Origin of the sequence: Pseudomonas lini (assembly GCF_001042905.1) — a bacterium.
Taxonomy (GTDB): Bacteria; Pseudomonadota; Gammaproteobacteria; order Pseudomonadales; family Pseudomonadaceae; genus Aquipseudomonas; species Aquipseudomonas lini.
The window spans coordinates 287,320-313,503 of sequence record NZ_JYLB01000001.1 but is presented as its reverse complement, the minus strand read 5'-3'; the positions used below and the strand labels follow the sequence as shown (position 1 = coordinate 313,503).

At 57.2% G+C, this 26,184-nt stretch carries 21 protein-coding genes and 1 pseudogene; 16 read left to right on the top strand and 6 right to left on the bottom strand.

What is annotated here, in order from left to right:
• The first annotated feature begins 1 nt into the window (after nucleotide 1).
• The 5 genes and pseudogenes from TU81_RS01530 (at nucleotide 2) to TU81_RS31055 (ending at nucleotide 6,141) form a co-directional block, all read left to right on the top strand.
• Nucleotides 2–778 (top strand): SDR family oxidoreductase, encoded by a 777-nt coding sequence (locus tag TU81_RS01530; RefSeq protein ID WP_048392916.1) that lies wholly within the window; start codon nucleotides 2–4, stop codon nucleotides 776–778.
• Nucleotides 779–887: 109 nt separating this feature from the next.
• Nucleotides 888–2,222: an NAD(P)-dependent oxidoreductase gene (locus tag TU81_RS01525; protein ID WP_048392915.1), complete on the top strand. Its 1,335-nt coding sequence runs from the start codon at nucleotides 888–890 to the stop codon at nucleotides 2,220–2,222.
• A gap of 423 nt (nucleotides 2,223–2,645) precedes the next feature.
• Complete coding sequence (locus TU81_RS01520; protein WP_048392913.1) at nucleotides 2,646–4,016, top strand: MFS transporter; 1,371 nt, start codon at nucleotides 2,646–2,648, stop codon at nucleotides 4,014–4,016.
• 160 nt (nucleotides 4,017–4,176) lie between these two features.
• Nucleotides 4,177–5,286 (top strand): annotated as a pseudogene (locus TU81_RS31060) (cache domain-containing sensor histidine kinase); the annotation flags it as partial.
• Between the two features lie 87 nt (nucleotides 5,287–5,373).
• Nucleotides 5,374–6,141 (top strand): methyl-accepting chemotaxis protein, encoded by a 768-nt coding sequence (locus tag TU81_RS31055; RefSeq protein WP_371856347.1) that lies wholly within the window; start codon nucleotides 5,374–5,376, stop codon nucleotides 6,139–6,141.
• A gap of 121 nt (nucleotides 6,142–6,262) precedes the next feature.
• On the opposite strand, the gene TU81_RS01510 is transcribed toward TU81_RS31055, so the two are convergent.
• The 6 genes from TU81_RS01510 to TU81_RS01485 form a co-directional block, all read right to left on the bottom strand.
• A complete protein-coding gene (locus tag TU81_RS01510; protein ID WP_013692815.1) occupies nucleotides 6,263–7,015 on the bottom strand; it encodes an IclR family transcriptional regulator in 753 nt (250 codons plus the stop codon).
• A 193-nt stretch (nucleotides 7,016–7,208) separates the two neighbouring features.
• Nucleotides 7,209–8,141, bottom strand: a complete 933-nt coding sequence (locus TU81_RS01505) for a LysR family transcriptional regulator (RefSeq protein ID WP_013692814.1) — start codon at nucleotides 8,139–8,141, stop codon at nucleotides 7,209–7,211.
• Between the two features lie 55 nt (nucleotides 8,142–8,196).
• Nucleotides 8,197–8,991, bottom strand: a complete 795-nt coding sequence (locus TU81_RS01500) for an enoyl-CoA hydratase/isomerase family protein (RefSeq protein WP_048393601.1) — start codon at nucleotides 8,989–8,991, stop codon at nucleotides 8,197–8,199.
• A 63-nt stretch (nucleotides 8,992–9,054) separates the two neighbouring features.
• The gene (locus TU81_RS01495; protein WP_048392910.1) at nucleotides 9,055–9,792 is read right to left on the bottom strand and encodes an enoyl-CoA hydratase/isomerase family protein; all 738 of its coding nucleotides are present in this window, start codon (nucleotides 9,790–9,792) and stop codon (nucleotides 9,055–9,057) included.
• Nucleotides 9,793–9,843: 51 nt separating this feature from the next.
• Nucleotides 9,844–10,884 carry a CDP-6-deoxy-delta-3,4-glucoseen reductase gene (locus TU81_RS01490; protein ID WP_048392909.1) on the bottom strand — a complete coding sequence of 347 codons (1,041 nt, stop codon included), beginning with the start codon at nucleotides 10,882–10,884 and terminating at the stop codon, nucleotides 9,844–9,846.
• Between the two features lie 68 nt (nucleotides 10,885–10,952).
• The gene (locus tag TU81_RS01485; protein ID WP_048392907.1) at nucleotides 10,953–13,067 is read right to left on the bottom strand and encodes an acetate--CoA ligase family protein; all 2,115 of its coding nucleotides are present in this window, start codon (nucleotides 13,065–13,067) and stop codon (nucleotides 10,953–10,955) included.
• 555 nt (nucleotides 13,068–13,622) lie between these two features.
• Between TU81_RS01485 and TU81_RS01480 the strand changes: the two genes are divergently transcribed.
• The 11 genes from TU81_RS01480 (at nucleotide 13,623) to pqqE (ending at nucleotide 26,182) form a co-directional block, all read left to right on the top strand.
• Nucleotides 13,623–14,180: a hypothetical protein gene (locus TU81_RS01480; RefSeq protein WP_082157788.1), complete on the top strand. Its 558-nt coding sequence runs from the start codon at nucleotides 13,623–13,625 to the stop codon at nucleotides 14,178–14,180.
• 144 nt (nucleotides 14,181–14,324) lie between these two features.
• Nucleotides 14,325–15,569, top strand: coding sequence for an SMP-30/gluconolactonase/LRE family protein (locus tag TU81_RS01475; protein WP_197679438.1), 1,245 nt, complete (start codon nucleotides 14,325–14,327; stop codon nucleotides 15,567–15,569).
• A 58-nt stretch (nucleotides 15,570–15,627) separates the two neighbouring features.
• Nucleotides 15,628–18,063, top strand: a complete 2,436-nt coding sequence (locus TU81_RS01470) for a pyrroloquinoline quinone-dependent dehydrogenase (RefSeq protein ID WP_053078263.1) — start codon at nucleotides 15,628–15,630, stop codon at nucleotides 18,061–18,063.
• A gap of 323 nt (nucleotides 18,064–18,386) precedes the next feature.
• Nucleotides 18,387–19,841 carry an FAD-dependent tricarballylate dehydrogenase TcuA gene (tcuA, locus tag TU81_RS01465; RefSeq protein WP_013692806.1) on the top strand — a complete coding sequence of 485 codons (1,455 nt, stop codon included), beginning with the start codon at nucleotides 18,387–18,389 and terminating at the stop codon, nucleotides 19,839–19,841.
• Nucleotides 19,828–20,985 carry a tricarballylate utilization 4Fe-4S protein TcuB gene (tcuB, locus tag TU81_RS01460; RefSeq protein ID WP_013692805.1) on the top strand — a complete coding sequence of 386 codons (1,158 nt, stop codon included), beginning with the start codon at nucleotides 19,828–19,830 and terminating at the stop codon, nucleotides 20,983–20,985. Before tcuA ends, tcuB begins: the two co-directional genes overlap by 14 nt.
• 326 nt (nucleotides 20,986–21,311) lie before the next feature.
• Complete coding sequence (locus TU81_RS01455) at nucleotides 21,312–22,640, top strand: carbohydrate porin (protein WP_048392905.1); 1,329 nt, start codon at nucleotides 21,312–21,314, stop codon at nucleotides 22,638–22,640.
• Between the two features lie 324 nt (nucleotides 22,641–22,964).
• Nucleotides 22,965–23,039 (top strand): pyrroloquinoline quinone precursor peptide PqqA, encoded by a 75-nt coding sequence (gene pqqA, locus TU81_RS29190; protein ID WP_020295432.1) that lies wholly within the window; start codon nucleotides 22,965–22,967, stop codon nucleotides 23,037–23,039.
• A 72-nt stretch (nucleotides 23,040–23,111) separates the two neighbouring features.
• A complete protein-coding gene (gene pqqB, locus TU81_RS01445) occupies nucleotides 23,112–24,023 on the top strand; it encodes a pyrroloquinoline quinone biosynthesis protein PqqB (RefSeq protein WP_048392900.1) in 912 nt (303 codons plus the stop codon).
• Nucleotides 24,024–24,034: 11 nt separating this feature from the next.
• Nucleotides 24,035–24,787: a pyrroloquinoline-quinone synthase PqqC gene (gene pqqC / locus TU81_RS01440; protein WP_048392898.1), complete on the top strand. Its 753-nt coding sequence runs from the start codon at nucleotides 24,035–24,037 to the stop codon at nucleotides 24,785–24,787.
• Nucleotides 24,784–25,059, top strand: coding sequence for a pyrroloquinoline quinone biosynthesis peptide chaperone PqqD (gene pqqD / locus TU81_RS01435; RefSeq protein WP_048392896.1), 276 nt, complete (start codon nucleotides 24,784–24,786; stop codon nucleotides 25,057–25,059). Before pqqC ends, pqqD begins: the two co-directional genes overlap by 4 nt.
• The gene (gene pqqE / locus TU81_RS01430) at nucleotides 25,052–26,182 is read left to right on the top strand and encodes a pyrroloquinoline quinone biosynthesis protein PqqE (RefSeq protein WP_048392895.1); all 1,131 of its coding nucleotides are present in this window, start codon (nucleotides 25,052–25,054) and stop codon (nucleotides 26,180–26,182) included. The genes pqqD and pqqE overlap by 8 nt, the downstream gene beginning before the upstream one ends.
• Nucleotides 26,183–26,184 lie beyond the last annotated feature (2 nt).

The following is a 26,184-nucleotide window of genomic DNA, read 5'->3' as shown; positions in this document are numbered from 1 at the left end:
CATGGACTTGAAGATCAACGGAAAAGTGGCAGTCATCACCGCCGCCAGCGCAGGTTTAGGCAAAAACATTGCTCACGCGCTGGCAGCCGAAGGCGTTCATGTGGTGCTGTTTGCACGTTCGGCGGACAAACTGACCGCCCTCGCCCAGGAAATAACGGCAAAGCACGGCGTGCGTGCAGTCGCGGTTCCCGGCGACATGCGCGTCGCCGCTGATGTAAAGCGCCTCGCCGACACGGTGAACGCTACATTCAACGGCACCGACATCCTCGTCCTGAACACGGGACGAGCCCCCAATCCGCTGCGGGCGACGCTCGACGAAACTGAAGAGGAACGGTGGCAAGAGGCCTATCAAAATCAACTCTGGGGGACCATCCAGGTCGCCAAGGAAATGGTTCCTCAGATGCTCAAGAAACAATGGGGTCGCGTCATCGCCATTACCTCGGCATCGGTGAAGCAGCCCATGCCGCACCATAGCCTTTCAACCGTTTTTCGCGCCGGCGTCACCGCGTACATGAAACATCTCGCGAACGAGGTGGGCTCTTGCGGCATCACTGTCAATTGTGTAGCGCCGGCATTGATCGACACATCGCACCGCACCGGCACCGCCGCGTACACCCCGGAGCAGGCAGAGGCACGCCGCAAACTCACACCGCTCGGCCGCATGGGGGAGCAAGACGAGGTCTGTGGCGTGGTCGCGTTTCTCGCATCCACACAGGCGGGTTTCATCACTGGATCGAGCATCAGCGTTGATGGCGGCATGATCGGTTCATTGCTTTAGCGTTCAGGCAATACGCTTTCATCGCACCCCAGGACAATAAAAGTATCTGCACCATTCCCCCGATACGCCGCATGCGTCGGTTGAATGGTCACAAGAGAGGCGACAGGCAATGAAAATCGGATACATCGGACTCGGTGCCCTCGGCAGTCAACTCGCTCGTCGATTCCTGTCTCACTCGTTATGCGTGTGGGATATCAACACGGCCGCCGTCGACACGTTCAAGAAACTGGGCGCCGACGTCGCGCCCACGGCGGCCGACCTGGCTCGCCGGTGTGACGTCATCTTCCTGTGCCTGCCACGCAGCTCGGACGTCAGGTCTGCGCTGTTCGGTCCAAACGGCCTCGCGGCCGGATTGGTGCCGGGGACACTGATCATTGATCAGACAAGTGGCATTCCGGGTGAGACCAGACGTATGGCCGAAGAACTGGCCGAACGCGGTATCGACATGATGGATGCTGCGGTGTCTGCAAGTCCGCTGGTCGTTGCCGAAGGCAAAGCCACGCTGATGGTTGCGGGCTCGGATACGGTATACGAGCGCGCCCTCCCCGTTTTACAAGTTATTACCCAAACGATTTATCGTTGTGGCGACAGGGTCGGCGACGGCCAAGCCATGAAAATGGTCAACAACGCCATGAATGCTGGCTGCCGACTAGGGACCCTTGAGGTCGTGGCCATGGGCAAAAAAGCCGGCCTTTCACTGCCCCTGATGGCGGACGTGTTGAACCGCAACAAAGCGCGAAATCAAACCACAGACAGGATGCTGCCCGCGCTCGCCCAGGGAAAACCCTCCACCAATTTCGCCCTCGCTTTGATGCTCAAAGACGTCGATCAAGCCGTCGCGCTGGGAATGTCCAGGGATGTCCCGATGCCGCTAACCGCTCTGGTCAGGGCATTGTTGCAAATCGGAACCAACACCTTGGGGCCAAACGCGCAGCTCGAAGACATGGTCGGGCTCATCGAAAGCATGGCGGCGACAAAATTGTACGACGGCGATGCCGTGACGCCGAACACGGATGGTGCCCCTCAAGCGTGCCCTGAAGATCACGCCATCGAGCTGGTCACAGGTGCGATCGCATCGCTATGCAGCGCGATTACTTATGAATGCACGGCGGCAGGCCTGCGATATGGGCTGGCATTGGAAGACATGGCACTGGTCCTGGAAAAGACATCGGGATGGAGTGAATCCTCTCGCTCTATTTATACCCAATTGTTATCCAGTCACGCCCTGGATAACACGGCACTCTCGAGCGAAAAAACCATCCTCAAAGCGGCCTGTTTGCGCGGCAACGATCTTGGCGCTCCCATGTTGATCGCCAATGCTGCACGAAGCCTCTTCGAGCAAGCGGATCATCAGATCAGCGAACCCGTCCCGATAAAAGACTTGAGCACGTTCTACAGCTCTATTTCCGCGGTTCAGTTCAAGCCCTCCTCCAACTGCAATTGATTGGCGGCTCACGAATAGTGAGCGTGGAATCGATCGAGGTCTATATGAAAACCAAAATCTGTCCTGATGCGGCGGTAAGCCAGTGGCACCTTCTGCAGGAAACAAGCCCACGCTCGGCTACCTGCCTGGCCCGGCAAACCTCGCCAACCTATTAACAAATAGTGAACGCGTATTGCTTTTAAACCCCAGCAACACGCGTCTTTCTAACATAACCTCCGTTAGCGGATTGCGTCATCGCAGAAACGCTTTTCACAAACGTTACGCTCGCTGACTACCACGATTCATCCGGCGAAAACGCAACATTGATCCACGCCTCGAACATCTCTAAGGCCTGATGGCGAAGCAACACTGTTTCATCCTGCAGTCTTGATGCATCAGCTTTGCATCAACTAATAAAAACCATCCTGTCACAGGAGAAGACGCATGACGAAGACGAAAACGACCAGCTCTCGGCGATCGCTAGCCGCTGGCGCTATCGGGAACTTCGGTGAGATCTACGATTTCGCTGTATTCGGGTTCTCAATACCCATTTTATCCGTCCATTTTTTTCCCGGCTCAGATCGAACTGCCGCGCTTCTGAGCACGTTCGCAGTCTATGCAGTGGCCTTCGTAGCCCGCCCCCTGGGTGGCTTGATGTTTGGCTATCTGGCGGACCGCCTTGGCCGTATCAGGGTCATGGCGATGACCGTTTGGCTCATGGCACTAGGCACCGCGATCATCGGGCTGCTTCCGACCTACGCAACCATCGGGATCGCCGCACCGTTACTGCTGTTGCTCTGTCGAATCGCACAAGGCTTGGCACTGGGTGGCGAAACGACCGGCTCGACCAGCTACATCGTCGAGTCGGCACCGGAGAATCGCAGAGGATACTGGCTTGGCTTCACGCTGATTTTCTCTCACCTGCCCAACGCCGTCGTGGCCGGTTTGGTCGTCGCACTCCAGCTTGGAGCGGGGGATCAAGCGTATTCAGACTGGGCGTGGCGCATCCCTTTCCTTCTTGGAGGCATTATCGGAGTGGTCGGGTTCTGGCTGCGCCGCAACATCGATGAGCCTGAAGAGTACAAGCAAGCCCGCCAGGCCAGTAAAGCCAGCAAAATCAAGAAGAATCCGCTGATAGCGGCCATTCGCTGCGGTGGATTGAGGGGTATGTTGCACGTGTTCATGGTCCAACCGGTTTTTTCGGTAGGGGCTTACCTATTGCTCGGCTTTATGTACACCTTTCTAATTGAGGTCGGAAAGCTGGATTCCACCTCGGCTTTGATCTCAAACGCCATCGCCGTCATCGTACTTTCAGCCCTACTTCCGTTAGGAGGTTTATTGAGTGATCGGTTTGGCCGCAAGCGAGTACTGACATTTGGTGCGGCATGGATAGCGCTCTCGGCATATCCGGCCATGTACTTGGCTGCCTCGGGTTCTTTCGCTAGCGCCGTGGCCGGGCAAACACTCCTCGCTGCCGGATTGGGGATTTATGGGGCAGCCAGCTTTGTGGCCGCAGCGGAATTTTTCCCGACATCGTTCCGTGCAACCGGACACGCCATTTCCTATCAGACAAGTGTCGCGATGTTCGGCGGAACGTGCCCATTGATCGCTGCGTACCTGTCCCAGGCGTTTGGCTCCCCGCTGGCGCCGGCCTTTTACGTCACGTTGATTGCCGTGCTCTGTCTGATCACAACTCAGTTTGTTCCTGAGACTCGTGGAATAAACCTGCGCACCTCAGTGGGCAACAAGGCAAGCAACAAGGCGAGTGAACTACCGCAGCCCCAGAAGACAATGCGGCAAGAGCTCTCTACATAACCCTTTTTGCAATCAACTGATCGGTGAGCGGCTCAAGATGTGTGCGGACTGAAAACAGTCCGCTTCATCGGCGGAGCCGCCGAACATATCGCACCCGAGCAGAGTCGGGTGTAAAGGCGACTACCGCGTGAAATTGGCCGTTTGCCCGTCCTCCCTGTTTATGGGCTTCACAATGAAAATAAAAAACAAGCTTGTGCTGACGTTCGTATTGGTCGCCTTTATACCCGTGAGCCTGGTCGCAGCGGTTTCCGTGACCAACACGCGAACGCTAGCGGCTGATCAGTTTATGGATGGCAGTACGCGGGAAATACGCCAGATCGATGGCAACATTCGCCAGTTTTTCGAGGCCAGCCTGCAAAATGTCGATCAAATGGCAACCGATCCAGTTTATGTATCGGTTGGCGCGCTGAAGAACTATCAGACCGGTGATGCCGCCAGCCGGCCATTGCCTCCTGCGGCCCAGCAACTGATCGAAAGGTTTGCTCATTACGGCGCAGCCCACCCGTCCGCGGCGATTCTCTCCATCGGCCTGGAGGACGGCTCCTATGCCAAATGGCCAGATGATCCTCAGTTGGCCAACTACGATCCACGTTCACGCCCCTGGTATAAAGCGGCGATGGCGAGCCCTGGCAAAACCGTACGAACACCCGCTTTTTACCCGGCTTATGATTACGGTAAGGAAGATGCAGCACTGGTGGGGACAGCCAGGGCAATGATCACGAGCGATGGCATCGTCAAAGGTGTGTTAGCCGTGAACGTGTCTTTGAAAAACCTCACCGAGCTGGTCAAAAGCATCAAGCTTGGCGAAAGCGGCTACGTGATGTTGATCGAGGACGGCGTCGTACTGGTAGACCCCCGCGACACAACGCATAGCTTCAAGCCGCTCAAGGACCTGGGCGAGGCCTATGCAAAGTTGGCCGCCACCCCGCAGGGATCAACCGAGGTTGAACTCAATGGGATCCCTTACATGGCCAACGTCTGGACGTCGCCTGATCTTGGCTGGCGCTATATCGGCTTGATCGAGCGCAGTGAAGTCATGAGCGCGGCCACTCGCATGACCTACCTCACCGCCCTCATCGTGGGAGGATTGACAGTCATTTTTGCCCTGGTCGCCGTGGCATTTTCCAAGTCCATCGTCAAACCCATCAGCCAGGTCAGCACCGGACTGCAATCGATCGCACAGGGCGAGGGAGATCTGCGTCGCGAACTAGAGTTTCAGGGTAACGACGAAACCGCTGAGCTGGCAGGCTGGTTCAATAAGTTTCTCACCGCCATACGTCAGTTGATCCAACACATCGGCGCCGCATCGAGCAATCTGCAAAATGCCTCGAGGGTTAACAGCGAGGTTGCCAACAACATGAACGAGGCCGCCGGGAGACAGCGCGAAGCGGTGGAATTGGTGTCGACCGCGTTCAACGAGATGGTCGCAACCGCCAATGAGGTGGCCCGCTCATGCAGCGGCGCAGCAGAGTCCGCCGAGAACGGACATCGCCGTGTGGCGGAGGGCAAGCAGCAGATCGAGATCACCACGGACAACGTGAATCGCCTGGGACGCCGTCTGACCGAGTCGTCGCAGTCCATGACAGAGCTCGAAGCCGGCAGCCGCAGCATCAACCAGATCCTTGGCACCATTCGCGCCATTGCCGAGCAAACCAATCTGCTGGCCCTGAATGCAGCCATCGAAGCCGCCAGGGCGGGTGATCAAGGTCGAGGATTTGCAGTGGTGGCAGATGAAGTCAGAGCACTGGCCAAACGCACATCCGATTCGACCGGCGAAATCGAGCAACTGCTCGGCGCCCTAGGCAGCAAGACCCAGGAGGTGATGGGCAAAATGGGAAGTTGCCTTGAGCTTTCGCGAGCCAGTGTGTCGTCCATCGAAAGCACCCGGGACAGCTTTGAAGGCATCCAATTGTCGGTCAATGAAATAAGGGATCAAAACCTGCAGATATCCGCCGCCGCTGAAGAGCAGCATAGCGTGGCCGAAGAGATCAATCGGCATATCCAGCAGATTTATGACGAGGCTCGGCTGGTGGAGAGCTTGGCCAACTCTGCACAGGATGACTCCGGCAAGTTGTCGAGTCTGTCAGATGAGCTGAACGGTCTGGTGGGGCGCTTCAAATCGTGAAACGTCGTCGTTCGCCTGGAAGTCCCAACTGGTCCATTCGCATGGAAGTGACCAGCGGAGCGTTTCTTTCTCGCGATGAGCCGCTGTCAAGAAGTCCAGGCTTGAGGCCAGGCGCACATCATCAGTCGGATGTAGGCGCGGGCAAGGCCACCTCTCCACCGAATTGTCGCGATATGACTTCAGCACCTTTGACCGCCAACTCGATAAACTCCTTTTCATTCATGTTCATTCGGACAGTCGGTGCCCCCACCGACAAGCAATAGTGCACTTCTTGATTGACGTCCTTGATGGGTACCGAGATCGCCGAGATGCCTAACAGCCGTTCCCCATGGGAAACGGCATAACCCTGCTCCCGGATCATGGCGAACTCTTCAAGCACCGCGCCATTGGTGCGCTTCGTCGCTTTGGCAACATTTTTGACTAACGGGGTGAGCTGGGCTTTGGGCATATAGGCCATCAAGACCTTTGAAGCAGATCCTACCAACAAGGGAATCTGTTCACCCGCCTGGACCACCGCGCGCAACGGTGCCGAGCTGGTAGTGACCGAGTCGAGACAGACTCGATTGCGATCACTCACCGCATGGATGGAGACTGTTTCTTCAGTCTGCTCAGCGAGTTCTTGCAATACGGGTCGAGCGATCTCACGAATACCCAGGGTACTTTTTACCAGGCCAGCCAAGCGCGTGAACCGGAAGGACAAGCAATATTGCTGCTCGAGACGTACCAGGTAGCCAGCCTTTTCAAGACTCTGGACAATACGAAACGTCGTCGACTTCGGTAGCTCGATACGGTCTGCAATGTCTTGAAGCGTAAGGCTGCTGCGGTCTGAACTAAAGCTTTCGAAAACTGCCAAGATACGTTGCACAGAGCGCATCATTCTTGAAAAACCCCATCAAAATCGTTGATCGTAACGATCCTCCTCGACACGAAATGCTTCATTCGCCAACAAACGAGAATCAGTCTCAAAATAACATACTAGCATGACGCTATTTCACTCGCCAACTTCAGTTCCACCCACCGAACTCGAGAACGGAGCCACATCGAGACGGCTGGCTACCGCGCCTTGTTCAGTCGGGCACCGTTACCAGTTGCGTGCCCAGCCAACGTTTATCCGAAACCAACGTGCGAACGACGTCAGCCAAAACAACACGTGCTGCCAAACCCGCCGGCGACAACTCATCGTCCGACAAACTGGCGACTTGATTCAAGCGGGTAAAATTGAACTCGGAAATGGGTACCGTATCGAAACGGTCTTTATCATGCCTTGCAAGTGCCGCGCTAGGTTGCACCGTCATCCCCAAGCCCGCCCCCACCGCGTCCATGAGTATCGCAAGCCCGTCGATTTCCGCGATGACGTTCATCGTGCAGCCTTCTCTTTCAAAAGCATTGTTTATCAGCGCCCTGAGGCCGTGCGTACTGCCGGGCAATATAAGGGGGACGTTGGAAAGCTCACTGATTGACAGCGATTCACTCTTGCGGACCAGGGAAAAGTCAGCTGCGGAAATAGCGAAAAGACGTTCATTTACCAGCGGTTGAGTGCTGAATCTGCGCCCATGATCAGCGCCAAACAATATCGCAAGATCGATCTGTCTAGCACTCAGCATCCGCTCCAGGTTGCCCGATAACGCCTCGACAATACGAAGGGAAATATCCGGGTATCGCTCTCGCATCGCCTCCATGAACGGCAGTGCAACGACGCCTGAGGTGGATGGAGCCAATCCCACCGTGACATGCCCGGCGAACCGTCCAGTCCTGGCCGCGTGGGCCGCATCCTCTGCGTTGCGCAACACCAGTTGTGCTCGATGCCAGAATGCCAATCCGGCGCTGGTGGGCTGCACGCCGCTCTTCTTTCTTAGCAGCAACCGAACGGACAGTTCATTCTCCAGTCGACTGATTTGTTGACTGAGGGCCGAGGTGACAACATCGAGTTCAAGCGCTGCTCGCCCCATGCTTCCACACTCAACTACCCGGACAAAGTAGCGCAGTTGACGCAGTTCCATCGGACACCTCCACTATCACAACGATGCCTGGACCGGTCGGTCCAGGCACGACACGCTATTTGCCGATAAAACGCGGTTTCCTTTTTTCCTTGTAAGCTTTGATGGCCTCCTTGTAGTCATCCGTGGATTGCACCACGGCCATCTGCGCAGCCACCGACTCCAAGCTCGTCCGCAAATCAGTCCGCAGCGATTGGTATAGCAGCTTCTTTATGCTGCGTTGCTGGATGGGAGGGCCATCCGCCAGGCGTGTAGCAAAATCCAGCGTTTGCTGCATGAGTTCGTCATCACTGAATACTCGGTTGACGATGCCCAATGCCAACGCCTCCTCAGCACTGACGAAATCGCCCGTCCATAATAATTCCAGGGCTTTCGCGGTACCGACTATGCGCGGCAGCAAATAGCAGCCGCCATTTCCAGGGATCAGGCCAACACGAATATAAGCCTCAGCAAATCGAGCCGACTCTGATGCGAAACGCATATCGCACTGCAACGAAAGATCCATGCCCGCCCCCACCGCCGCGCCGTTTACCGCCGCGATGAGTGGCTTTTCAAAGTTCTCGATCGCTAATGCCACCTGGTGGGTGACTTTTTGCAATCTGATTTTACGCTCGAGCGGCGTTGGATCCCCCTCTGCGCTTTCGGCGGCCCGACGGCCCAGGTCGCCTCCGGAGCAGAATGCATCACCGGCACCGGTGATAACGAAACAACCGATGTCATCATTTTCATCGGCAGCCAGCAATGCAGCGCGAAGTGAATCCAGCATGCTCTCGCTCAAGGCGTTCTTTTTTTCGGGCCGGTTTAGCTTGGCTACCATGACCCGGCCAACGGTACTGACTTCTAGATCAGACATCATATTCCCTCAGTTCGATATGGACACGCCGCCCGTGCAAAACCACACTCGTTGCCCGCTGCGCTATTGCTCGGCCTGAGCCAGTGCACGGTGTCGTGCATGCTCGTCCCGAGCCTGCAACAATGCAGCTCTCAGCGAACGATTGAGCCACCGCTTGTTTTCGGCAAACGTGCGCGGGTTCTTTGCCCCCAACGCCTGCCCCAGCGCCGAAGCTTTCAAATGGAGTTCGTCTCGCAGGGCTACCTCGCGGACCAGCCCTCTCGCCAATGCTTCGGTAGCCTTCATCGCCCTGCCGCTCTGAATCAGATCAAGCGCCAAAGCGCGCCCGCCGATGACCTCTAAAATGTTCGCACCCGAGAAGGTGGCGATACCCAAATCAATTTCGGGCAGCGACAGTTTCGCGGTATCGACGGCGACACAGGCATCTGCCAAGAGCGCAAGCATCGCGCCACCTCCCGTCGCGGTACCATTGAGCACTGTGACAACTGGCTTGGGGCAGTCCATCACGGCGTCCTGCAGCGCCGCCAACGCCAACGACCTTCGTTCACGCTGGCGTGCCGTATCACCGTCCGCCGGTTGTTCACGAATATCGACCCCTGCGCAGAACACGCGCTCGCCAGAGCCGGTCAGCATCACCGCGTTTATCTGCGGGTCATCAGTGGCTGCCTGCAGTGCAGCCGTCACACGCTCCATCATATCCACCGTCATGGCATTCGCCTTGGCGGCACGATTCAGAGTGATCCACAGGAGCGACTCATGTCGCTCAACCGTCAACTCGCTGGCTAGTTCATCCACGGACATCTTCCTCCACGTGCTTGTTTTTATTTTCAATCGAGACACACGACACGAGTTCTACTGGGCAGCCTTTTGTCCCGACACAAACATGTCCGCGAAGAACTCTTCCTCGGGGAGGTTGCGTAACGCCACAAAATCCTGCCTTGCCGATTGCACGACGATGGGCGCTCCACAGGCATAGACCTGATGCTGGGAAAGATCCTCGTAATCTTCCATGACTGCACGGTGAACAAAGCCGACCCGGCCTTCCCATAGATCGTCGGGGTGTGCTTCTGACAGGACAGGTATGAACGTGATGTTGTGACTTTTCGCCCAAGCCTCGGCAACGGAACTCAAATACAGATCCGAGGCCCTTCGCCCGCCCCAATAGAGCGTTATTTCACGACTCGATGCTTTTTCAAGTTCGCGCTCAATCATGGCTTTGATCGGTGCGAACCCTGTGCCGCTGGCAACGAAGACCATTGGTTTACTACTGTCTTCACGCACAAAAAAAGTACCTAGCGGGCCTTCAAGGCGCACCAGGTCGTTTTCTTTCATGACATTGAAAACGTGTTGGCTAAACGGGCCACCGTAATTCCTGAGATGCAATTCCAACACGTTGTCGTCGGGCACGTTTGCCAGCGACAAACTGCGACGAATACCGCCTGGCATCACGACGTTGATGTATTGCCCAGGCAAAAACCTGAAAGACTCCTTGGCAGGAAGGCGCAGGCGAATTCTCATCACATCCTCGGCCAGGCGCTCGAGACGATCGACACGGGAAACAAGCCGTCGAATAGGGATGTCTTGTGTTGCTTCCACCACCTCGCAGGCGATCGTCAATGCGGTTAAAGCCTTTGCCTGGCACAGGAGCGCGTAGCCCTGCTGCCGGTCCTCGTTGGAAAGTATCGCCATGCTGGACCCCGCATGATCGACCACCCCGTCGAGTACTTTGGCCCGACAGGTTCCGCAGATGCCATTTTGACAACTGTAGGGCAGTTGACACCCGCTTTTGAGGGCGGCAGCAAGTATCGTATCGTCTTGCTGCACCTCGAACGTGCGGTCGATAGGCTTCACATTGACCCGATGCATCAATGTGGCGGACAGGCTGTCATTCATAGCGATTCACCCCTTTACAGAATGTTTTGTACATTGCTCTTTCTCGCGACAAGCTTGGGGGCGGTTCATTAACCGCGCACAATCAAGGCGTCCGCGGCAATCACACCGTGGGGCAATACAAACATTGGATTGATGTCGATTTCGGCTATATCGCCGCGCTGCTCCCAGGCAAACTGCGATAACGCCACCAACGCGCGGGCAACAGCATCGACGTCAAGGGGAAGCGCGCCCCGAACCCCGCGCATGATCACGCTGCATTGCAGTTCATCGAGCATTTCCATAGCGGTTGGCAGGCCGAAAGGAGCGATTCGACACGCGGAATCCTTCAGTACTTCCGCATAAATCCCACCTGCGCCGACTACCACCACTGGGCCAAATGAAGGATCCTTGACCACCCCGGCAATCAGTTCGAAGCCACCTGTCACCATCTCGGAAACGAGGACACCTTCAATGTAGGCGGCAGGCACATGCCGCTGCGCATTGGCCAACACCTGCTCGATCGCTGACTCAAGCTCCTGGGCGGTCCGAATGCCGACCTTTACGCCGCCTATTTCGGTTTTGTGCGCAATGTCCGCAGAGACAATCTTGACGACTAGTGGCGCTTTGACTTTGTCGAACAGCGCAGCGTCAAAACCCTTCACGATCAGGTCGGTTGTGACGGGGATCCCGATGGAACGCAGCATTTCCTTGGACTCGACCTCGGACAACGATGACCGACTGCCAACGGCGGTGCTAAGCGGTACAGAAGCTCGCTCTACTTTGAGCCCCTCATCCTCTTGCATCTGCAAAATGCGCGATTGAGTCCGCTTGAATCGCATCAGCATTGCGATAGCTTTGGCGGCTCGCGACGGCGAAGGCAACACCGGAATTCCCGCATCAGCGAATACACGCAGCGCCTCTGCAATCTGAACGCTGGGGGCTGAGGAAAAAACCAGGATCGGCTTCGACGCCGACGCGGCAATTCGAGCCAATACCTGGGCTGCCGCCAGGCTGCCGGAGACGCCTGTGGTTGCCAGGTTAATGCAAAGCGATCCTACGGCGGGGTCTTCAAGCGTCGCGCCTACAGCGGCTTCCAACTTCTGCGCATTGGCCGCTGAAAAATACCCTGCGGTAAGGTCGATTGGATTATGGACGGCGCCGATGTTAGGCACGACCGCCAGCAGCTTTTGCTGGGTATCGTTACCCAGTTCACACAAGGTCAGACCTTGAGGCTCACCCGCATCTGCGAATACGATCGCAGACCCGCCCGATACCCCCATCACCGCGACACCCCCATTGTCCGGGTATTTTTTGCTTTCCAATGCCTTGAGGAAATCCACTGCTTCATGGATCTCTCTGATCTCGACGATCCCCGTTTGCTTGAACAGGGCACGATAGAAATCATAGACACCCGTCATACTGGCGGTATGCGATGCGGCCGCTAGTGCGCCCTGCTCGGTGACGCCCCCCTTCCACAGCAGGATCGGCTTGCCGCGCGCCGTAGCCTTGCGGCCGATTTCCAACAGCGCACGACCGTCGTTGGTTCCCTCGATATAGGCAACAATGGTGTGTGTCTCGTCATCATCAAGCAGCGCCTCAATGAGCTGTACCGTGTTGACATCACTTTCGTTGCCCGTCGCGATGACATGCCGGAAACCAATCCCGGCTTCGGCGCATGCAAGGGCGATGCTGTAGCCGAATCCCCCACTCTGCGTCACCAGCGATACCGACCCTTTCTCGAGTTTCGGTTCACGCGTAATGCTGCCGAATGCGGCGTAGACACGAGAATGGATGTTGGCAAAACCGAGGCAGTTGGGCCCGATGATACGCATGCCCGCCGCCCGGGCAATCGCGAGCATTTTCTCCTCTCGGAGAACCCCTTCCGGACCGCTCTCTCGAAAGCCACCGCTCAGAACCACCGCAAAAGGAACCTTCTTCTGCGCACTCGATTCCAGCACGGCTAAAACGCCCTGCGCTGGGACACCAATCACTACGAGGTCGACATCTCCTTCGATATCAGCAACGGACCCATAGCACTTCAAACCTTCAAAGGTTTCGTATTTTGGATTCACTGGATAGATCGTGCCGGTATATCCATTGCTCATCAGAGCTCTCACAGCCTGAGAGCCGGGACGTCCCGCATCCTCCGACACGCCTACAACCGCAATCGAACGTGGTTCAAGCAAGTTTTTGTAATTATTCATATCGGTACTGAAGCCCTTGATCGCTATCGAAAATCGGGAGACGAGGTAAAGAGATGCAGTCGTTTCTCTGCTCTCCCCAAAAGCAGAGCTGCCACGATGCACTGTCGTCCGCAGCCAGCCGAAAGTCAATTATTTTTGGAATAGGTTTCAATGAATGAAACTACAAACACCATCTTACACAAGCTTGCACCGGCGCTAACCCAGCACGCAGCCGTTACGCAAAAGTTCCATTCATTGAAACTTGTGCTAATTATCAAAACACATGCTAGTATGATTTTGCGTCGACCGAGGGCACGCTACGGCCTCGTATGGACGGTTGATTTGTCCTGCATACATGCAGATTCAATAGGAGCATTGGTGATGATTTACACGCGCAGTGGGGCAGACGCCCTTGCAAATCGGAGCGTTATCGTTTCGCCCGGTACCGGAAACCAGCATTGGGGAACGACCTTCTTTGGCCCGCGGAGCTCTCAAGAGCGGGCCCCAGGCCCCCAGGCGACAATGTCTGAACTCAGAGCACACGAAGCAGTAGTGCCTCATTTCCACGGGGTGTCGATGTTTCAGTTGTTCATCGCTGGCAGTGGCACACTGGGTAATCGCGGGCAGGTACTTGAACCGCTCACCGTCCAGTTCAAAGATCATCACACGGCTTACGGACCGATCGTGGCGGGTCCGCAAGGGCTGTCCTTCGTTGCCATGCGGATGTACACCGGAAACTCCCAACCGGTCTATTTGAGTGAACCTGGCTACCGAGAGCAACTGCGTCCAAGCAAACGCCGGCACCTGACGTCCGAGCCCATCAAGTTCTCCATTGCCCCTGTGATGCAGGCCCGCGAAGAAGCGAGTTGGGAACTGCTTTTTGAAGATGAGGCAGATGGGCTGCGCGCTCAGGTATTGCGATTGGGCGCTGGTATGAAAGTGGACGGTCCGCCCCCTGGTATTGCATCCGGTTATTACGTTTTCGTCGGAAACGGCAGCGTGCTGCATGGCGAAGAAGAGCTTCCTCTCTGGTCCATGATCGTCGTGGAATCAATTGAGGAAAAGTTCGAGATCCAAGCAGGTGGCGAAGGTGCCGAGGTCCTCGTGCTCCAGTACCCACGGGAAGAGATTTGAAGTAGGGGTTCCCTCCGGCGGACTGACATTCGCTGGTCGTGTGCCCAACGTTAGCGCGCAAGAAACACAGCTTCACCCTATCAAACAATAAACAAGTCTACGCCCCTGAGGGGGAGTAAAAGGCTTTGCACAATGGAGTTCGTTATGAGCATTGGCGTAACGTTCAATTTCAAAGGGCTGGTCGCGCCGATATCCGGCGCGCCCCCCAGCCGGCTATTCGCTACGACCGCTTTACCCACGCTGACACAACTCGACATGCCTGCGGTGCACACAGCGATCAACACGACAAGCATTCATGCCGGTAGGAAACGTTCGGATAGAAGAAGCAGCGCTCGTGTCCCTGGAGTGCTCAGAAAGCTCCAGCTAAGCAGCCTGCTGGCCTGTCTGGCTATCGGCGCCGCCGGCATCGCTACAGGCGCATACGCTGGACAACTCCCCGCCTCTTCAGCATTGGCCTACGACAAGCAGACACAAAGCCCTGTACCCATTCCAGTATCGGAACGAGGCCTTCCAACGGTTACTGCTCAAACCTGGTTCAAAGCATCCAACGAAGGTCGGATACTGGAAGGCGCGATATTTGACCGCGAGGGCAACCTGCTTTTCTGTGATGTTTCGGGTAAACGCGTACTTCGCCTCTCGCCGACCAAACAGCTTTCAATCGTAGCCACGATAGAGAACCTCTCCCCTGGCGGACTGGCATTTCATCCCGACGGACGTCTGTTCATCGCGGCTCTCGATCTGAACCGCAACCTCGGCGCGATTTTCGCGGTCAAACCCGATGGCACGGGAATGCAAACCATCATCGCGCAAGACGCCGGATTCATGCCCAATGACTTGGCGTTCAACAAACAGGGTGGTTTCTACTTCAGTGATTTCAAAGGTATCTCGACCGAGCCAAAGGGCGGGATCTATTACGTTTCTCCCGATCTTTCGCCTCCTGTTGTCGTCTTGCCGCATCTCTCGATGGCCAACGGCGTTACGCTAAGTCCAGACGGAAAAACGCTGTGGGCAACCGAATTTGGCCGCAACCTTCTACATCGCATCGACCTGGCCAACGCTACTACCATCGCCACCATCAGTTCGTCCATCCCCTACCGTTTCACGGGGCCCTCCCCCGATTCGATGCGGGTCGACGCCGATGGCAATGTCTATGTGGCGATCTATGGGCAAGGTCGTGTAATGGTCTTTAACCAGATCGGTATCCCGATTGGCCAGGTGCTGCTGCCGGGGCGCGAACAAGGGCACAACCTGCTATCGACTAGCCTCGCCATTGATCCCAATACGAACACCTTGTACTCCGTCACCAGTGATGGAGATAAGGGGCAAGGAGCGACAATATTCAGCGCCAAGGTGTTCACCCATGGCTTGCCTCCGGCGTCATTCAAATGAGCCGCCTCAATGCTTGTTCCCAACACGTGTGTCCTATTGATCACATGGAGAAACCCTTATGACCCCTATTGGCGCAGAGCCTGACTCTTTGAATGCCAAGCGCGATACGACGAAAGCTTCACGATGGGTGTGTCGTATCTTTGCCATTGTATTACTGATACTCGGCCTGGCCCTTTCCATTGGCGGTGTCATCTTGGTTGCGGACGCAGGTTCTGCGTACTACCTGATCACCGGACTGGCCTTCATCACAAGCGCTGTATTTCTCTGGCGCGGCGATGCGCGAGGGATTTGGGTCTATGCCGCAATGCTGGTCTGGACCACGGCCTGGAGCTTGTGGGAAGTGGGTTTTAACGGCTGGCAGCTGGCGCCCCGACTGATTGGTCCGTTCGTTCTCGGCGCAGTACTTCTGCTACCGCATTTCACCCGACTCACGCCTGCGCCGAACACCCGGAAGCTTCCACGCGGCTGGCCATCGTTTGCCGGCGGCCTGGCCGCTGCAATCGCCTTGGGGAGCGTCAGTCACGCTTTCGGACCTGACGCGCCGGACTTTCCGATGTTGAGACGCGGCTTGCAATCGCAGGCGCCAGCGAAACTGCCTGAGCCAATGGCCAACAACGAACGTACCGACTGGCAAGCCTACGGCAATGACCAGGGTGGGACCCGCTTCAGCCCGCTTGCCGACATAGACACAACCAACGTCTCGAAGCTGGTCAAAGTCTGGGAAGCCGACATGGCGCCGGTGAACGGCGATCTCAACGCGATCGAAGGCACCCCCATCATGATGGGTAGTTCCCTGTACGCGTGTGATGGCAATAACGGCATCCATGCATTCGATGCGGAAACCGGCAAGGAATTGTGGCGCCGCGACATTTCCAACGGTGTACCGCAGTCAGGTAAACCTTGTCGGGGTGTGGCGTACTACAAAGTGCCTGACGCCAATGGGTTTTGCTCGGAACGCATCTACGCCCCCAGCCACAACCCCACGCTGGTGGCACTGGATGCGAAAACCGGTGAATATTGCCCAGGGTTTGGTAACAACGGCGCGGTCGATCTGACAAAGGGCGTCGCACCTTACCCACATGGCTTGTTCTACGTCAGCTCGGCACCGCAAGTTATCCGCGGCAAGATTGTCGTCGGTGGCGGCATCCCCGACGGGCAATATTGGGGTGGTCCGTCGGGCGTCATCAGGGCTTTCGACGCGGTGACAGGCGAACTCGCCTGGGCTTTTGATGCCGGCGCGCCGAATCGCCTCGGCCTGCCACCTGAAGGACAGTATTACACGCCTTCCACGCCCAACAGCTGGGCCCCCATCAGCGCGGATGAGAAGCTCGGCCTGATTTATTTGCCCGTGGGCAACGCGACACCTGATGCTTACGGTGGCCAGCGCCGTCCCTATGACGAGGACATCTCCAGTGCGGTGATCGCTCTCGACGCGGAGACGGGTCGGCTGCGCTGGAAATTCCAGGCCACGCACCACGACATCTGGGATTATGACGTCGCCTCTCAGCCCACCCTGTTGAACTGGCCTACCGCAAAGGGCATGCGGCCAGCACTGATCCAACCGACCAAGCGCGGCGAGATTTTCGTGCTCGACCGCGAGACTGGCGAGCCGATCAAGGCGGTGGAAGAACAGCCTGTGCCTCAGCGTGATATTGCCAAAGGCGAATGGCTGTCCCCTACCCAACCTGCCTCTGTCGAGCTCCCTGCTTTCAGGGGGCCTCAACTGCGCGAAAAAGACATGTGGGGGGCGACGCCGATCGACCAGATGGTTTGCCGGATCATGTTCAAACAATCGCGCTACGAGGGCCAGTTCACGCCCATCACGCTCGACAAGAATGTCTTGATCGATCCCGGTTCAATGGGTGGTGTGAACTGGAATGGCATCTCGCTGGACGTTGATCGCGGGCTGATGATCGTCAACTGGACTCAGGTCCCTGACCGAATCGAGTTGGTAACACGCGAAGAAGCAACGCAACGCAATTTCAAGATTGCACCTGGTCTGGACGCAGGGGGACAAGCCGAGCAGCCTATGCTTGACACGCCATACGGTGCTTATCGGGTCAACTTCCTTTCGCAGCTTGGCATTCCTTGCAATGCGCCGCCTTGGGGCCTGATTGGCGCTGTTGATCTTGTCAGCGGCAAGCTCATCTGGTCCAAGCCATTTGGCTCACCGCGTGACATTGGCCCGTTCGGTCTGCCGACCCTGGTCTCCATCCCGATCGGTACACCGACCGCCGGTGGCGCCGTGACGACCCGTGGCGGCCTGGTATTTATCGGTGGCGCAGCAGAGCATACGTTCCGTGCCCTGGATGCCGCCACCGGTCGGGAGCTGTGGAGCAGCCGCCTGGCCACCAGCGCAAATGCTACGCCCATGACCTATCGCAGTCCGGTCAGCGGAAGGCAATTTGTGGTGGTCGCCGAGGGTGGGCGCCCGCATTATCGTACGAAGCCTGGTTCGAAGCTGGTTGCTTTTGCAATTCCAGACGGCAAGTAATGACGGCTGACAATAGCTGATCAACTAAGGAGCCGGTCCATCGTGACCTGTCTCCAAAGTCTTGGACTGGGTAAATCTGCCTGTCTCTGAAATGGGTCTATATCCATTTCACTATCAAAGCGCCCGGTGCATTTGCATCGGGCGCTTTGTATTTCAGGGAGCGTGGTAACGCCCGCCACATATCCCCCTGCACAGAAACATCACCCTTCACTAAAACTGAAGCCCTCACCTCTAAATCCGCCTTTCGCGGCGATAAGCCCATCCCTATGGTTAATCCACTGGCCGGCAGTCACTTCGACCTGCCAGTGAATCGAGGAGATACGATGGTCGACGTTCTGGTGATAGGTGGCGGCAACGCTGCGTTATGTGCCGCATTGATGGCACGAGAGGCAGGCGCCAGCGTGATGCTGCTGGAAGGCTCGCCGAAAGTCTGGCGCGGCGGAAATTCGCAGCACACGCGCAACCTGCGCTGCATGCACGATGCGCCTCAGGATGTGCTGGTCGATGCCTATCCCGAAGAAGAATATTGGCAGGATCTGCTTAAAGTCACCGGTGGCCTTACCAACGAGAAACTGGCGCGCATCGCCATTCGTGCCTCGTCATCTTGCCGTGATTGGATGCGTTCACATGGCGTGCACTTTCAGCCGCCCTTGTCGGGTGCTCTTCATGTGGCTCGCACCAACGCGTTTTTCATGGGCGGCGGAAAGGCACTGGTCAATGCCTACTTTCGCAGCGCCGAACGCCTGGGCGTGAAGATCCGTTATGACGCTCAGGTCACTGACATAGAACTGGAAAACGGTGCTTTCGTCGCAGCTCACCTGGCCGAACGCGAGGTAGATGGACAACGATTGCCAGCGGAGCGTATCGAAGCACGCGCCTGCGTCTTGGCTGCTGGCGGGTTTGAATCCAACCGCGAATGGCTACGGGAGGCTTGGGGGCAAAACGAGCGCGGTGAATGGCCATCGGACAACTTCCTGATTCGCGGCACCCGCTTCAATACTGGTGTGTTGTTGCGACGGATGCTCGATCTTGGCGCCGATGCAGTCGGCGACCCGACTCAGGCGCATATGGTGGCCATCGACGCACGGGCTCCGCTTTACGACGGCGGTATCTGTACCCGCATCGACTGCGTATCCCTGGGCGTGGTTGTCAACCGCGATGGCGAACGGTTTTACGATGAGGGTGAGGATTTCTGGCCCAAACGTTATGCGATCTGGGGCCGTCTCGTTGCAGGACAACCCAACCAGCAGGCCTACTCGATTATCGACCAACAGGCACTTGGCCGCTTCATGCCGCCGGTGTTCCCTGGAACCACAGCACGGACATTGCCAGAACTTGCTCGCCTGTTGAACTTGCCGCAAACGCAGTTCGTTAAAACCATCGAAGACTACAACAACGCTTGCCATGTCGGCACGTTCGACCACACCACGCTCGATGACTGCCATACCGAAGGGCTTACTCCCGCCAAGACTCACTGGGCAAGGCCGCTCACCAAACCACCCTACTACGCCTACCCCCTCAAGCCAGGTGTCACCTTTACCTATCTCGGCTTGGCGACCGACGAAACGGCCGCCGTGCACTTTGATGGCAAGGCCAGCCCGAACCTGTTTGTCGCCGGAGAAATGATGGCTGGCAACGTACTGGGCAAGGGTTATACCGCGGGTATTGGCATGGCCATCGGTACCGCCTTCGGACGAATCGCCGGCGTACAGGCCGCGCTTTGTGCGGGGTTTGGTCTTTCTCCTGTGAACTCGGAGCTTCAACATGCAGCTGTTTGATCCCCAGGTATCCAGCCAACTGATCCCGGTCCTCAACCTGCAGGAAACCGAAGTCGAACGGCAGATGACCATTTGCAATGCCTGCCGCTATTGCGAAGGTTTCTGTGCCGTATTCCCCGCAATGACCCGGCATCTGGAATTCGGCCAGGCCGACATTCATTACTTGGCGAACCTTTGCCACAACTGCGGCGCGTGCCTGTCGGCCTGTCAATACGCTGCCCCGCACGAATTTGCAGTCAACGTACCCAAAGCCATGGCCAAGGTACGGCTGGAAACCTACACCAATTACGCCTGGCCGCAGCCACTGGGTAAATTGTACCAACGCAACGGCCTTACCTTGGGGCTGGCTTCAGGCGCTGGGTTGGCGCTGTTCCTGTCGCTTACCTTGATGATCATGGGCAACCTGTTCGTTGCCATGCCAGGCGGTAACTTCTACGGGATTTTCCCACACAACACGTTGGCACTGATGTTCAGCGCGGTGTTCGGTTTTGCCGTGTTGGCCCTGGGCATCGGCGTGCGTCGATTCTGGCGCGAAATCTCACCCGCCGAGGCACCTCTGCCGTTGAAAGCCAGTGCAGCACTGGAGGCCGGCGCCAACGTCGCACAACTCAAATACCTGGACGGCGGACATGGGGAAGGCTGCAACAACGCCGACGACGCATTCACCCTATGGCGCCGCCGCTTTCACCACCTCACCTTCTATGGGTTCATGCTGTGCTTCGCAGCCACAGGCGTTGCCACTCTCTATCATTTTTTGCTGGATTGGTCGGCCCCCTACCCGGTTTTAAGCCTGCCAGTGCTACTCGGCATTTTCGGTGGCGTAGGTCTGCTGATCGGCCCAGCAGGTTTGCTCTGGATGAATCTGCGGCGTAACCCGCAACAAGGGGACGAGAATCAGAAACCGATGGATCGTGGCTTCATCGCGCTTCTGTTCCTGGTCAGCGCTAGCGGTCTTGCATTGCTTGCCGGGCGCGAAACCAGCGCGTTGGGCTTGTTGCTTGCGATCCACCTAGGTCTGGTCATGGCGTTCTTTCTGACCATGCCCTATAGCAAATTCGCCCACGGCATATTCCGCAGCGCTGCGTTGCTGAAATACACCATTGAAAAACGCCAACCCAACCCGATCAGTGCGGCCGGCGAATGACCGGTATTTTCAAGAGCGTGCCGACGGCATCATCGGCGCCGCTAAGTTGAAAGCAACCTTCATAGCAATCACAAGGAGAGCATTACCGATGCTCAAATAAATTACCGAGCTGTTTCGCAAGAACAGACGAGGCATGAGTTAGGTCCCGTCTTTTCATCAACTTACCGTGTGTCACGTCAAGCTCGACGCCTTTACAAACCCAGACTCCAGTCGCTCTTCGCTGGGATCAACCCGTTGCAGACATTCTTTAATGCTCTTCCGGGCGGAGGATCAACCTGAAGATGTGTTCGATTATCTGACTAATAAAAACAAAAGCAGAGATTATCATGACCACTCATTTGAACTGCAACACGCTTAATACTTCCGTCGCATTGCTGCTGCTTTGCGGAGCGGCCAACAGTCATGCACAAGAAGCCTTCAGTCCTGAATCCCCTTGGATGTTGGGAGACTGGGGCGGCCTACGCTCAGAATTACTGGAGAAGGGTTATACCTTTAACGTGCTCTACACGGGCGACGCCGCGACGAATCTGGCCGGTGGCTATGATTCGCACACCACGGCGCGGTATACCGACCAACTTGCACTGATGAGCAATTTTGACCTTGAGAAAATACTCGGTTGGGAAGGCGCTGATTTTCAATTCACGATATCGGATCGTAACGGGCGCAATCTCACCAATGATGTCATCACCGATCCTCGGGTAGGCGGCATCAGTCAGGTTCAAGAGGTATACGGGCGCGGCCAGACCTGGCGGCTTACGCAACTCTGGTATCGTCAGAAGTTCTTTGACGGCGGGCTGGATATCAAACTGGGCCGCATGAATTTTGGCGAGGACTTCGGCAGCTTTCCCTGCAAATTCCAGAACTTGGCGTTCTGCGGCGCGCAGCCGGGTAACTGGGCCGGCGATATCATTTATAACTGGCCAATCACTCAATGGGCGGGCCGCGTAAAGGTCGCGTTGAGCGATAACACTTATGCGCAGATCGGTGCGTACGAGCAGAACCCGTCCTACCTGGAAATAGGTAACGGCTTCAAACTCAGCGGCAGCGGTAATGAGGGTACCTTGGTACCTGTCGAGCTGGTCCATACCACGTCGCTGGGAGCCGGACGGCTGCCAGGGGAATATCGCGTAGGGGCATATTACAGCAGCCGTGACGCAAACGACGTCAACACAGAAGAAAACGGCATAGCCAAATCCCGCGACAGTAAATACGGCGCATGGATTGCCGGGCAACAACAAGTCTGGAAAGATCCGGACTTCGCCGCTCGCGGGCTGACGGTGTTTGCCTATGCCACCGTGCATGACAAAGCCACCAATATGATCGATCGTTATGCGCAAGTAGGCGCTTACTACACGGCCCCCTTCAAATCTCGCCCGAATGACGAAATCGGCGTCGCCATCGCCAGTCTCCATGTGAATAACCGCTTCACAGATCATCAGCAGCAACTGAATGACCGGGCGGGTGTCAGCGATTATGACGACCCTCGCTATACACCAACGCAAAGCTCAGAAACCAACATGGAAATTTACTATGGCTTTGGCGTGACCAAGTGGCTGACCGTGCGCCCCAACCTGCAATTTGTAGGCAATCCTGGCGGAGTCAGCGAGGTCAGGGATGCGTGGGTGGCCGGTTTGAAATTCGAGACCAGCCTGTAAGGGGGTTCTCCCAATGCACTTTATTTTCGTACAAACATGGGAGAGCACGACAATGACATTTTGTGCCCTGCAGAATCGAGTTCAATCGTTCGCGAAGTGCTTCGTTGCCCTGGTTGCTAAATTGTCGAGTCACTCGTTCTCGTACTTGGAGCAGTTTCCTGAAGCTGTCCTATTATCCGACCGTACGGCAGCAAAAGACGAGGTATGACAACCGAAACACGGCGTCGTGGGTTGGGCGCGCCTTGGAACGCTGCAAAAATGATCCCAACCAAACTCAGAAATATGTACCTGACAAACGTCTCATCACTTGATAGGAGTACTTTCATGTCTTGGTCCAAACCTGCTTACACCGACCTGCGTATCGGTTTTGAAGTCACCATGTACTTCGCAAACCGTTAAGTTTGTACCTGATGGACAGCGCCTCGGTCTGCCGAGGCGTTTTATTTTCGGTTCCAGAATGATGGAGCAACCATGTTCGTCCAGATACTAGGTTCTGCCGCCGGTGGCGGTTTCCCCCAGTGGAACTGCAACTGCGCCAACTGCGCAGGTTTTCGCGACGGCAGCCTGCGGGCCCAGGCGCGCACCCAATCGTCCATCGCCCTGTCCGATGACGGTGTGAACTGGGTGCTGTGCAACGCCTCTCCGGACATTCGCGCCCAGCTCCAGGCGTTTGCCTCGATGCAGCCGGGCCGGGCCCTGCGCGACACCGGCATTGGCGCGATCATCCTGATGGACAGCCAGATCGACCACACCACCGGCCTGCTCAGCCTGCGCGAAGGCTGCCCGCATCAGGTCTGGTGCACCGACATGGTCCATGAAGACCTGAGCACCGGTTTCCCGCTGTTCAACATGCTGACCCACTGGAACGGCGGGCTGAGCTGGAACCGTATCGAACTCGACCAGTCTTTCACCATCCCGGCCTGCCCGAACCTGCGCTTCACCCCGTTGCCATTACGCAGCGCCGCACCGCCCTATTCACCGCATCGCTTCGACCCGCACCCGGGCGACAACATCGGGTTGATCGTCGAAGACCTGAGCACGGGTGGCAAGCTGTTCTATGCCCCGGGCCTGGGCAAGATCGACGAGTCGTTGCTGGAGATCATGGCCGGCAGCGATTGTCTGCTGGTGGACGGCACGGTGTGGGACGACGATGAAATGCAACGCCGTGGCGTCGGCACCCGCACTGGCCGGGAAATGGGCCACCTGGCCCAGAATGGTCCGGGCGGCATGCTCGAAGTGCTGGAGCATTTGCCGAAGCAGCGCAAGGTGCTGATCCACATCAACAACACCAACCCAATCCTCGATGAAGACTCCCCCGAGCGGGCCGAGTTGGTGCGACGCAATGTCGAAGTCGCTTACGACGGCATGAGTATCGAACTGTAGGAGCGCCCGAAATGACTGACACACCATTGACCACCGCAGAATTTGAAGCCGCCTTGCGCGCCAAGGGCGCGTATTACCACATCCATCACCCGTATCAAGTGGCAATGTATGAAGGCCGCGCGACTCGCGAGCAGATCCAGGGCTGGGTCGCGAACCGTTTTTACTACCAGGTGAATATCCCGCTCAAGGATGCCGCGATCCTGGCCAACTGCCCGGACCGGGAGATCCGCCGCGAGTGGATTCAGCGCCTGCTCGACCATGACGGCGCGCCCGGCGAAGACGGCGGCATCGAAGCCTGGCTGCGGCTGGGCCAGGCGGTGGGCCTGGACCCCGATCAACTGCGTTCCCAGGAGCTGGTGTTGCCCGGGGTGCGTTTCGCCGTGGATGCCTATGTCAACTTCGCCCGCCGGGCCTGCTGGCAGGAAGCCGCCAGCAGCTCGCTGACCGAACTGTTCGCCCCGCAGATCCACCAGTCGCGCCTGGACAGTTGGCCCCAGCACTACCCATGGATCGACCCGACCGGCTATGAGTACTTCCGCACCCGCCTGGGCCAGGCCCGACGTGACGTGGAACATGGCCTGGCGATCACCTTGCAGCACTACACCACCCGCGCAGGGCAGGAACGCATGCTGGAGATTCTCCAGTTCAAACTGGACATCCTCTGGAGCATGCTCGACGCCATGAGCATGGCCTACGAACTGAACCGCCCGCCCTATCACGCCGTGACCGACCAACGGGTCTGGCACAAAGGAATTGCCTTATGAGTTTCGATCGCAGCAGAAAACCCAACTGGCGCCCCGGCTATCGCTTCCAGTACGAACCGGCCCAGAAAGGCCACGTGCTGCTCTATCCTGAAGGCATGATCAAGCTGAACGACAGCGCAGCGCTGATCGGTGACCTGATCGATGGCGAGCGCAATGTGGCGGCAATCATCGCTGAACTGGACAAACAATTTCCCGGTGTGCCTGAGCTCGGTGACGACATCGAGCAATTCATGGAGGTCGCCCGTGCTGAGCACTGGATCACCCTTGCCTGAGAAGCCTGCCGTTGGCCTGCCGCTGTGGCTGCTGGCGGAGCTAACCTATCGTTGCCCGCTGCAATGCCCGTACTGCTCCAACCCGCTGGACTTCGCCGAGCAGGGCAAGGAACTGAGCACGGAGCAATGGTTCAAGGTGTTCCGCGAAGCGCGAGAAATGGGCGCCGCGCAGTTGGGTTTTTCCGGCGGCGAGCCGCTGGTGCGCCAGGACCTGGCCGAGCTGATCGGCGAGGCGCGCAAGCTGGGTTTCTACACCAACCTGATCACCTCCGGCATCGGCTTGACCGAGCAGAAAATCAGCGACTTCAAGAAGGCCGGCCTCGACCATATCCAGATCAGCTTCCAGGCCAGCGACGAGCAGGTGAACAACCTCTTGGCCGGCTCGAAGAAAGCCTTCGCGCAAAAACTGGAAATGGCCCGGGCGGTGAAGGCCCACGGCTATCCGATGGTGCTGAACTTCGTGACCCATCGGCACAACATCGACAAGATCGATCGCATCATCGAGCTGTGCATCGCCCTGGAAGCCGACTTCGTCGAACTCGCCACGTGCCAGTTCTACGGCTGGGCGCAGCTCAACCGCGTCGGCCTGCTGCCCACCCGGGAGCAACTGGTACGCGCCGAGCGTGTCACCAACGAATACCGCGCCAAGCTGGAAGCGCAAGGCAACCCGTGCAAGCTGATCTTCGTCACGCCGGACTACTACGAAGAACGCCCCAAGGGCTGCATGAATGGCTGGGGCAGCATTTTCCTCACCGTCACGCCGGACGGCACGGCATTGCCCTGTCACGGTGCCCGCCAGCTGCCGGTGCAATTTCCCAACGTGCGCGACCACAGCATGCAGCACATCTGGTACGACTCGTTCGGCTTCAACCGCTTCCGCGGTTATGACTGGATGCCCGAACCGTGCCGCTCCTGCGATGAAAAAGAAAAAGACTTCGGCGGCTGCCGCTGCCAGGCGTTCATGCTCACGGGCGACGCCAGCAACGCCGACCCGGTGTGCAGCAAGTCCGAACATCACGGGGTGATTCTCAAGGCGCGTGAAGACGCCGAGCACGCTACGCAAACCATCGAACAATTGGCCTTTCGCAATGACCGAAACTCGCGCCTCATCGTTAAGGGCTGATC

Coding starts and splice junctions, on each gene's coding strand:
- TU81_RS01530 (WP_048392916.1), top strand. CDS start 2: ATGGACTTGAAGATCAACGGAAAAGTGGCAGTCATCACCGCCGCCAGC.
- tcuB (WP_013692805.1), top strand. CDS start 19,828: ATGCAGCTGTTTGATCCCCAGGTATCCAGCCAACTGATCCCGGTCCTC.
- TU81_RS01480 (WP_082157788.1), top strand. CDS start 13,623: ATGTTTCAGTTGTTCATCGCTGGCAGTGGCACACTGGGTAATCGCGGG.
- TU81_RS01475 (WP_197679438.1), top strand. CDS start 14,325: ATGAGCATTGGCGTAACGTTCAATTTCAAAGGGCTGGTCGCGCCGATA.
- pqqC (WP_048392898.1), top strand. CDS start 24,035: ATGACTGACACACCATTGACCACCGCAGAATTTGAAGCCGCCTTGCGC.
- TU81_RS01500 (WP_048393601.1), bottom strand. CDS start 8,991: ATGTCTGATCTAGAAGTCAGTACCGTTGGCCGGGTCATGGTAGCCAAG.
- tcuA (WP_013692806.1), top strand. CDS start 18,387: ATGGTCGACGTTCTGGTGATAGGTGGCGGCAACGCTGCGTTATGTGCC.
- pqqD (WP_048392896.1), top strand. CDS start 24,784: ATGAGTTTCGATCGCAGCAGAAAACCCAACTGGCGCCCCGGCTATCGC.
- pqqB (WP_048392900.1), top strand. CDS start 23,112: ATGTTCGTCCAGATACTAGGTTCTGCCGCCGGTGGCGGTTTCCCCCAG.
- TU81_RS01455 (WP_048392905.1), top strand. CDS start 21,312: ATGACCACTCATTTGAACTGCAACACGCTTAATACTTCCGTCGCATTG.
- TU81_RS01520 (WP_048392913.1), top strand. CDS start 2,646: ATGACGAAGACGAAAACGACCAGCTCTCGGCGATCGCTAGCCGCTGGC.
- TU81_RS01485 (WP_048392907.1), bottom strand. CDS start 13,067: ATGAATAATTACAAAAACTTGCTTGAACCACGTTCGATTGCGGTTGTA.
- TU81_RS01505 (WP_013692814.1), bottom strand. CDS start 8,141: ATGGAACTGCGTCAACTGCGCTACTTTGTCCGGGTAGTTGAGTGTGGA.
- TU81_RS01495 (WP_048392910.1), bottom strand. CDS start 9,792: ATGTCCGTGGATGAACTAGCCAGCGAGTTGACGGTTGAGCGACATGAG.
- TU81_RS01470 (WP_053078263.1), top strand. CDS start 15,628: ATGACCCCTATTGGCGCAGAGCCTGACTCTTTGAATGCCAAGCGCGAT.
- TU81_RS31055 (WP_371856347.1), top strand. CDS start 5,374: ATGAACGAGGCCGCCGGGAGACAGCGCGAAGCGGTGGAATTGGTGTCG.
- TU81_RS01490 (WP_048392909.1), bottom strand. CDS start 10,884: ATGAATGACAGCCTGTCCGCCACATTGATGCATCGGGTCAATGTGAAG.
- TU81_RS01525 (WP_048392915.1), top strand. CDS start 888: ATGAAAATCGGATACATCGGACTCGGTGCCCTCGGCAGTCAACTCGCT.
- TU81_RS01510 (WP_013692815.1), bottom strand. CDS start 7,015: ATGCGCTCTGTGCAACGTATCTTGGCAGTTTTCGAAAGCTTTAGTTCA.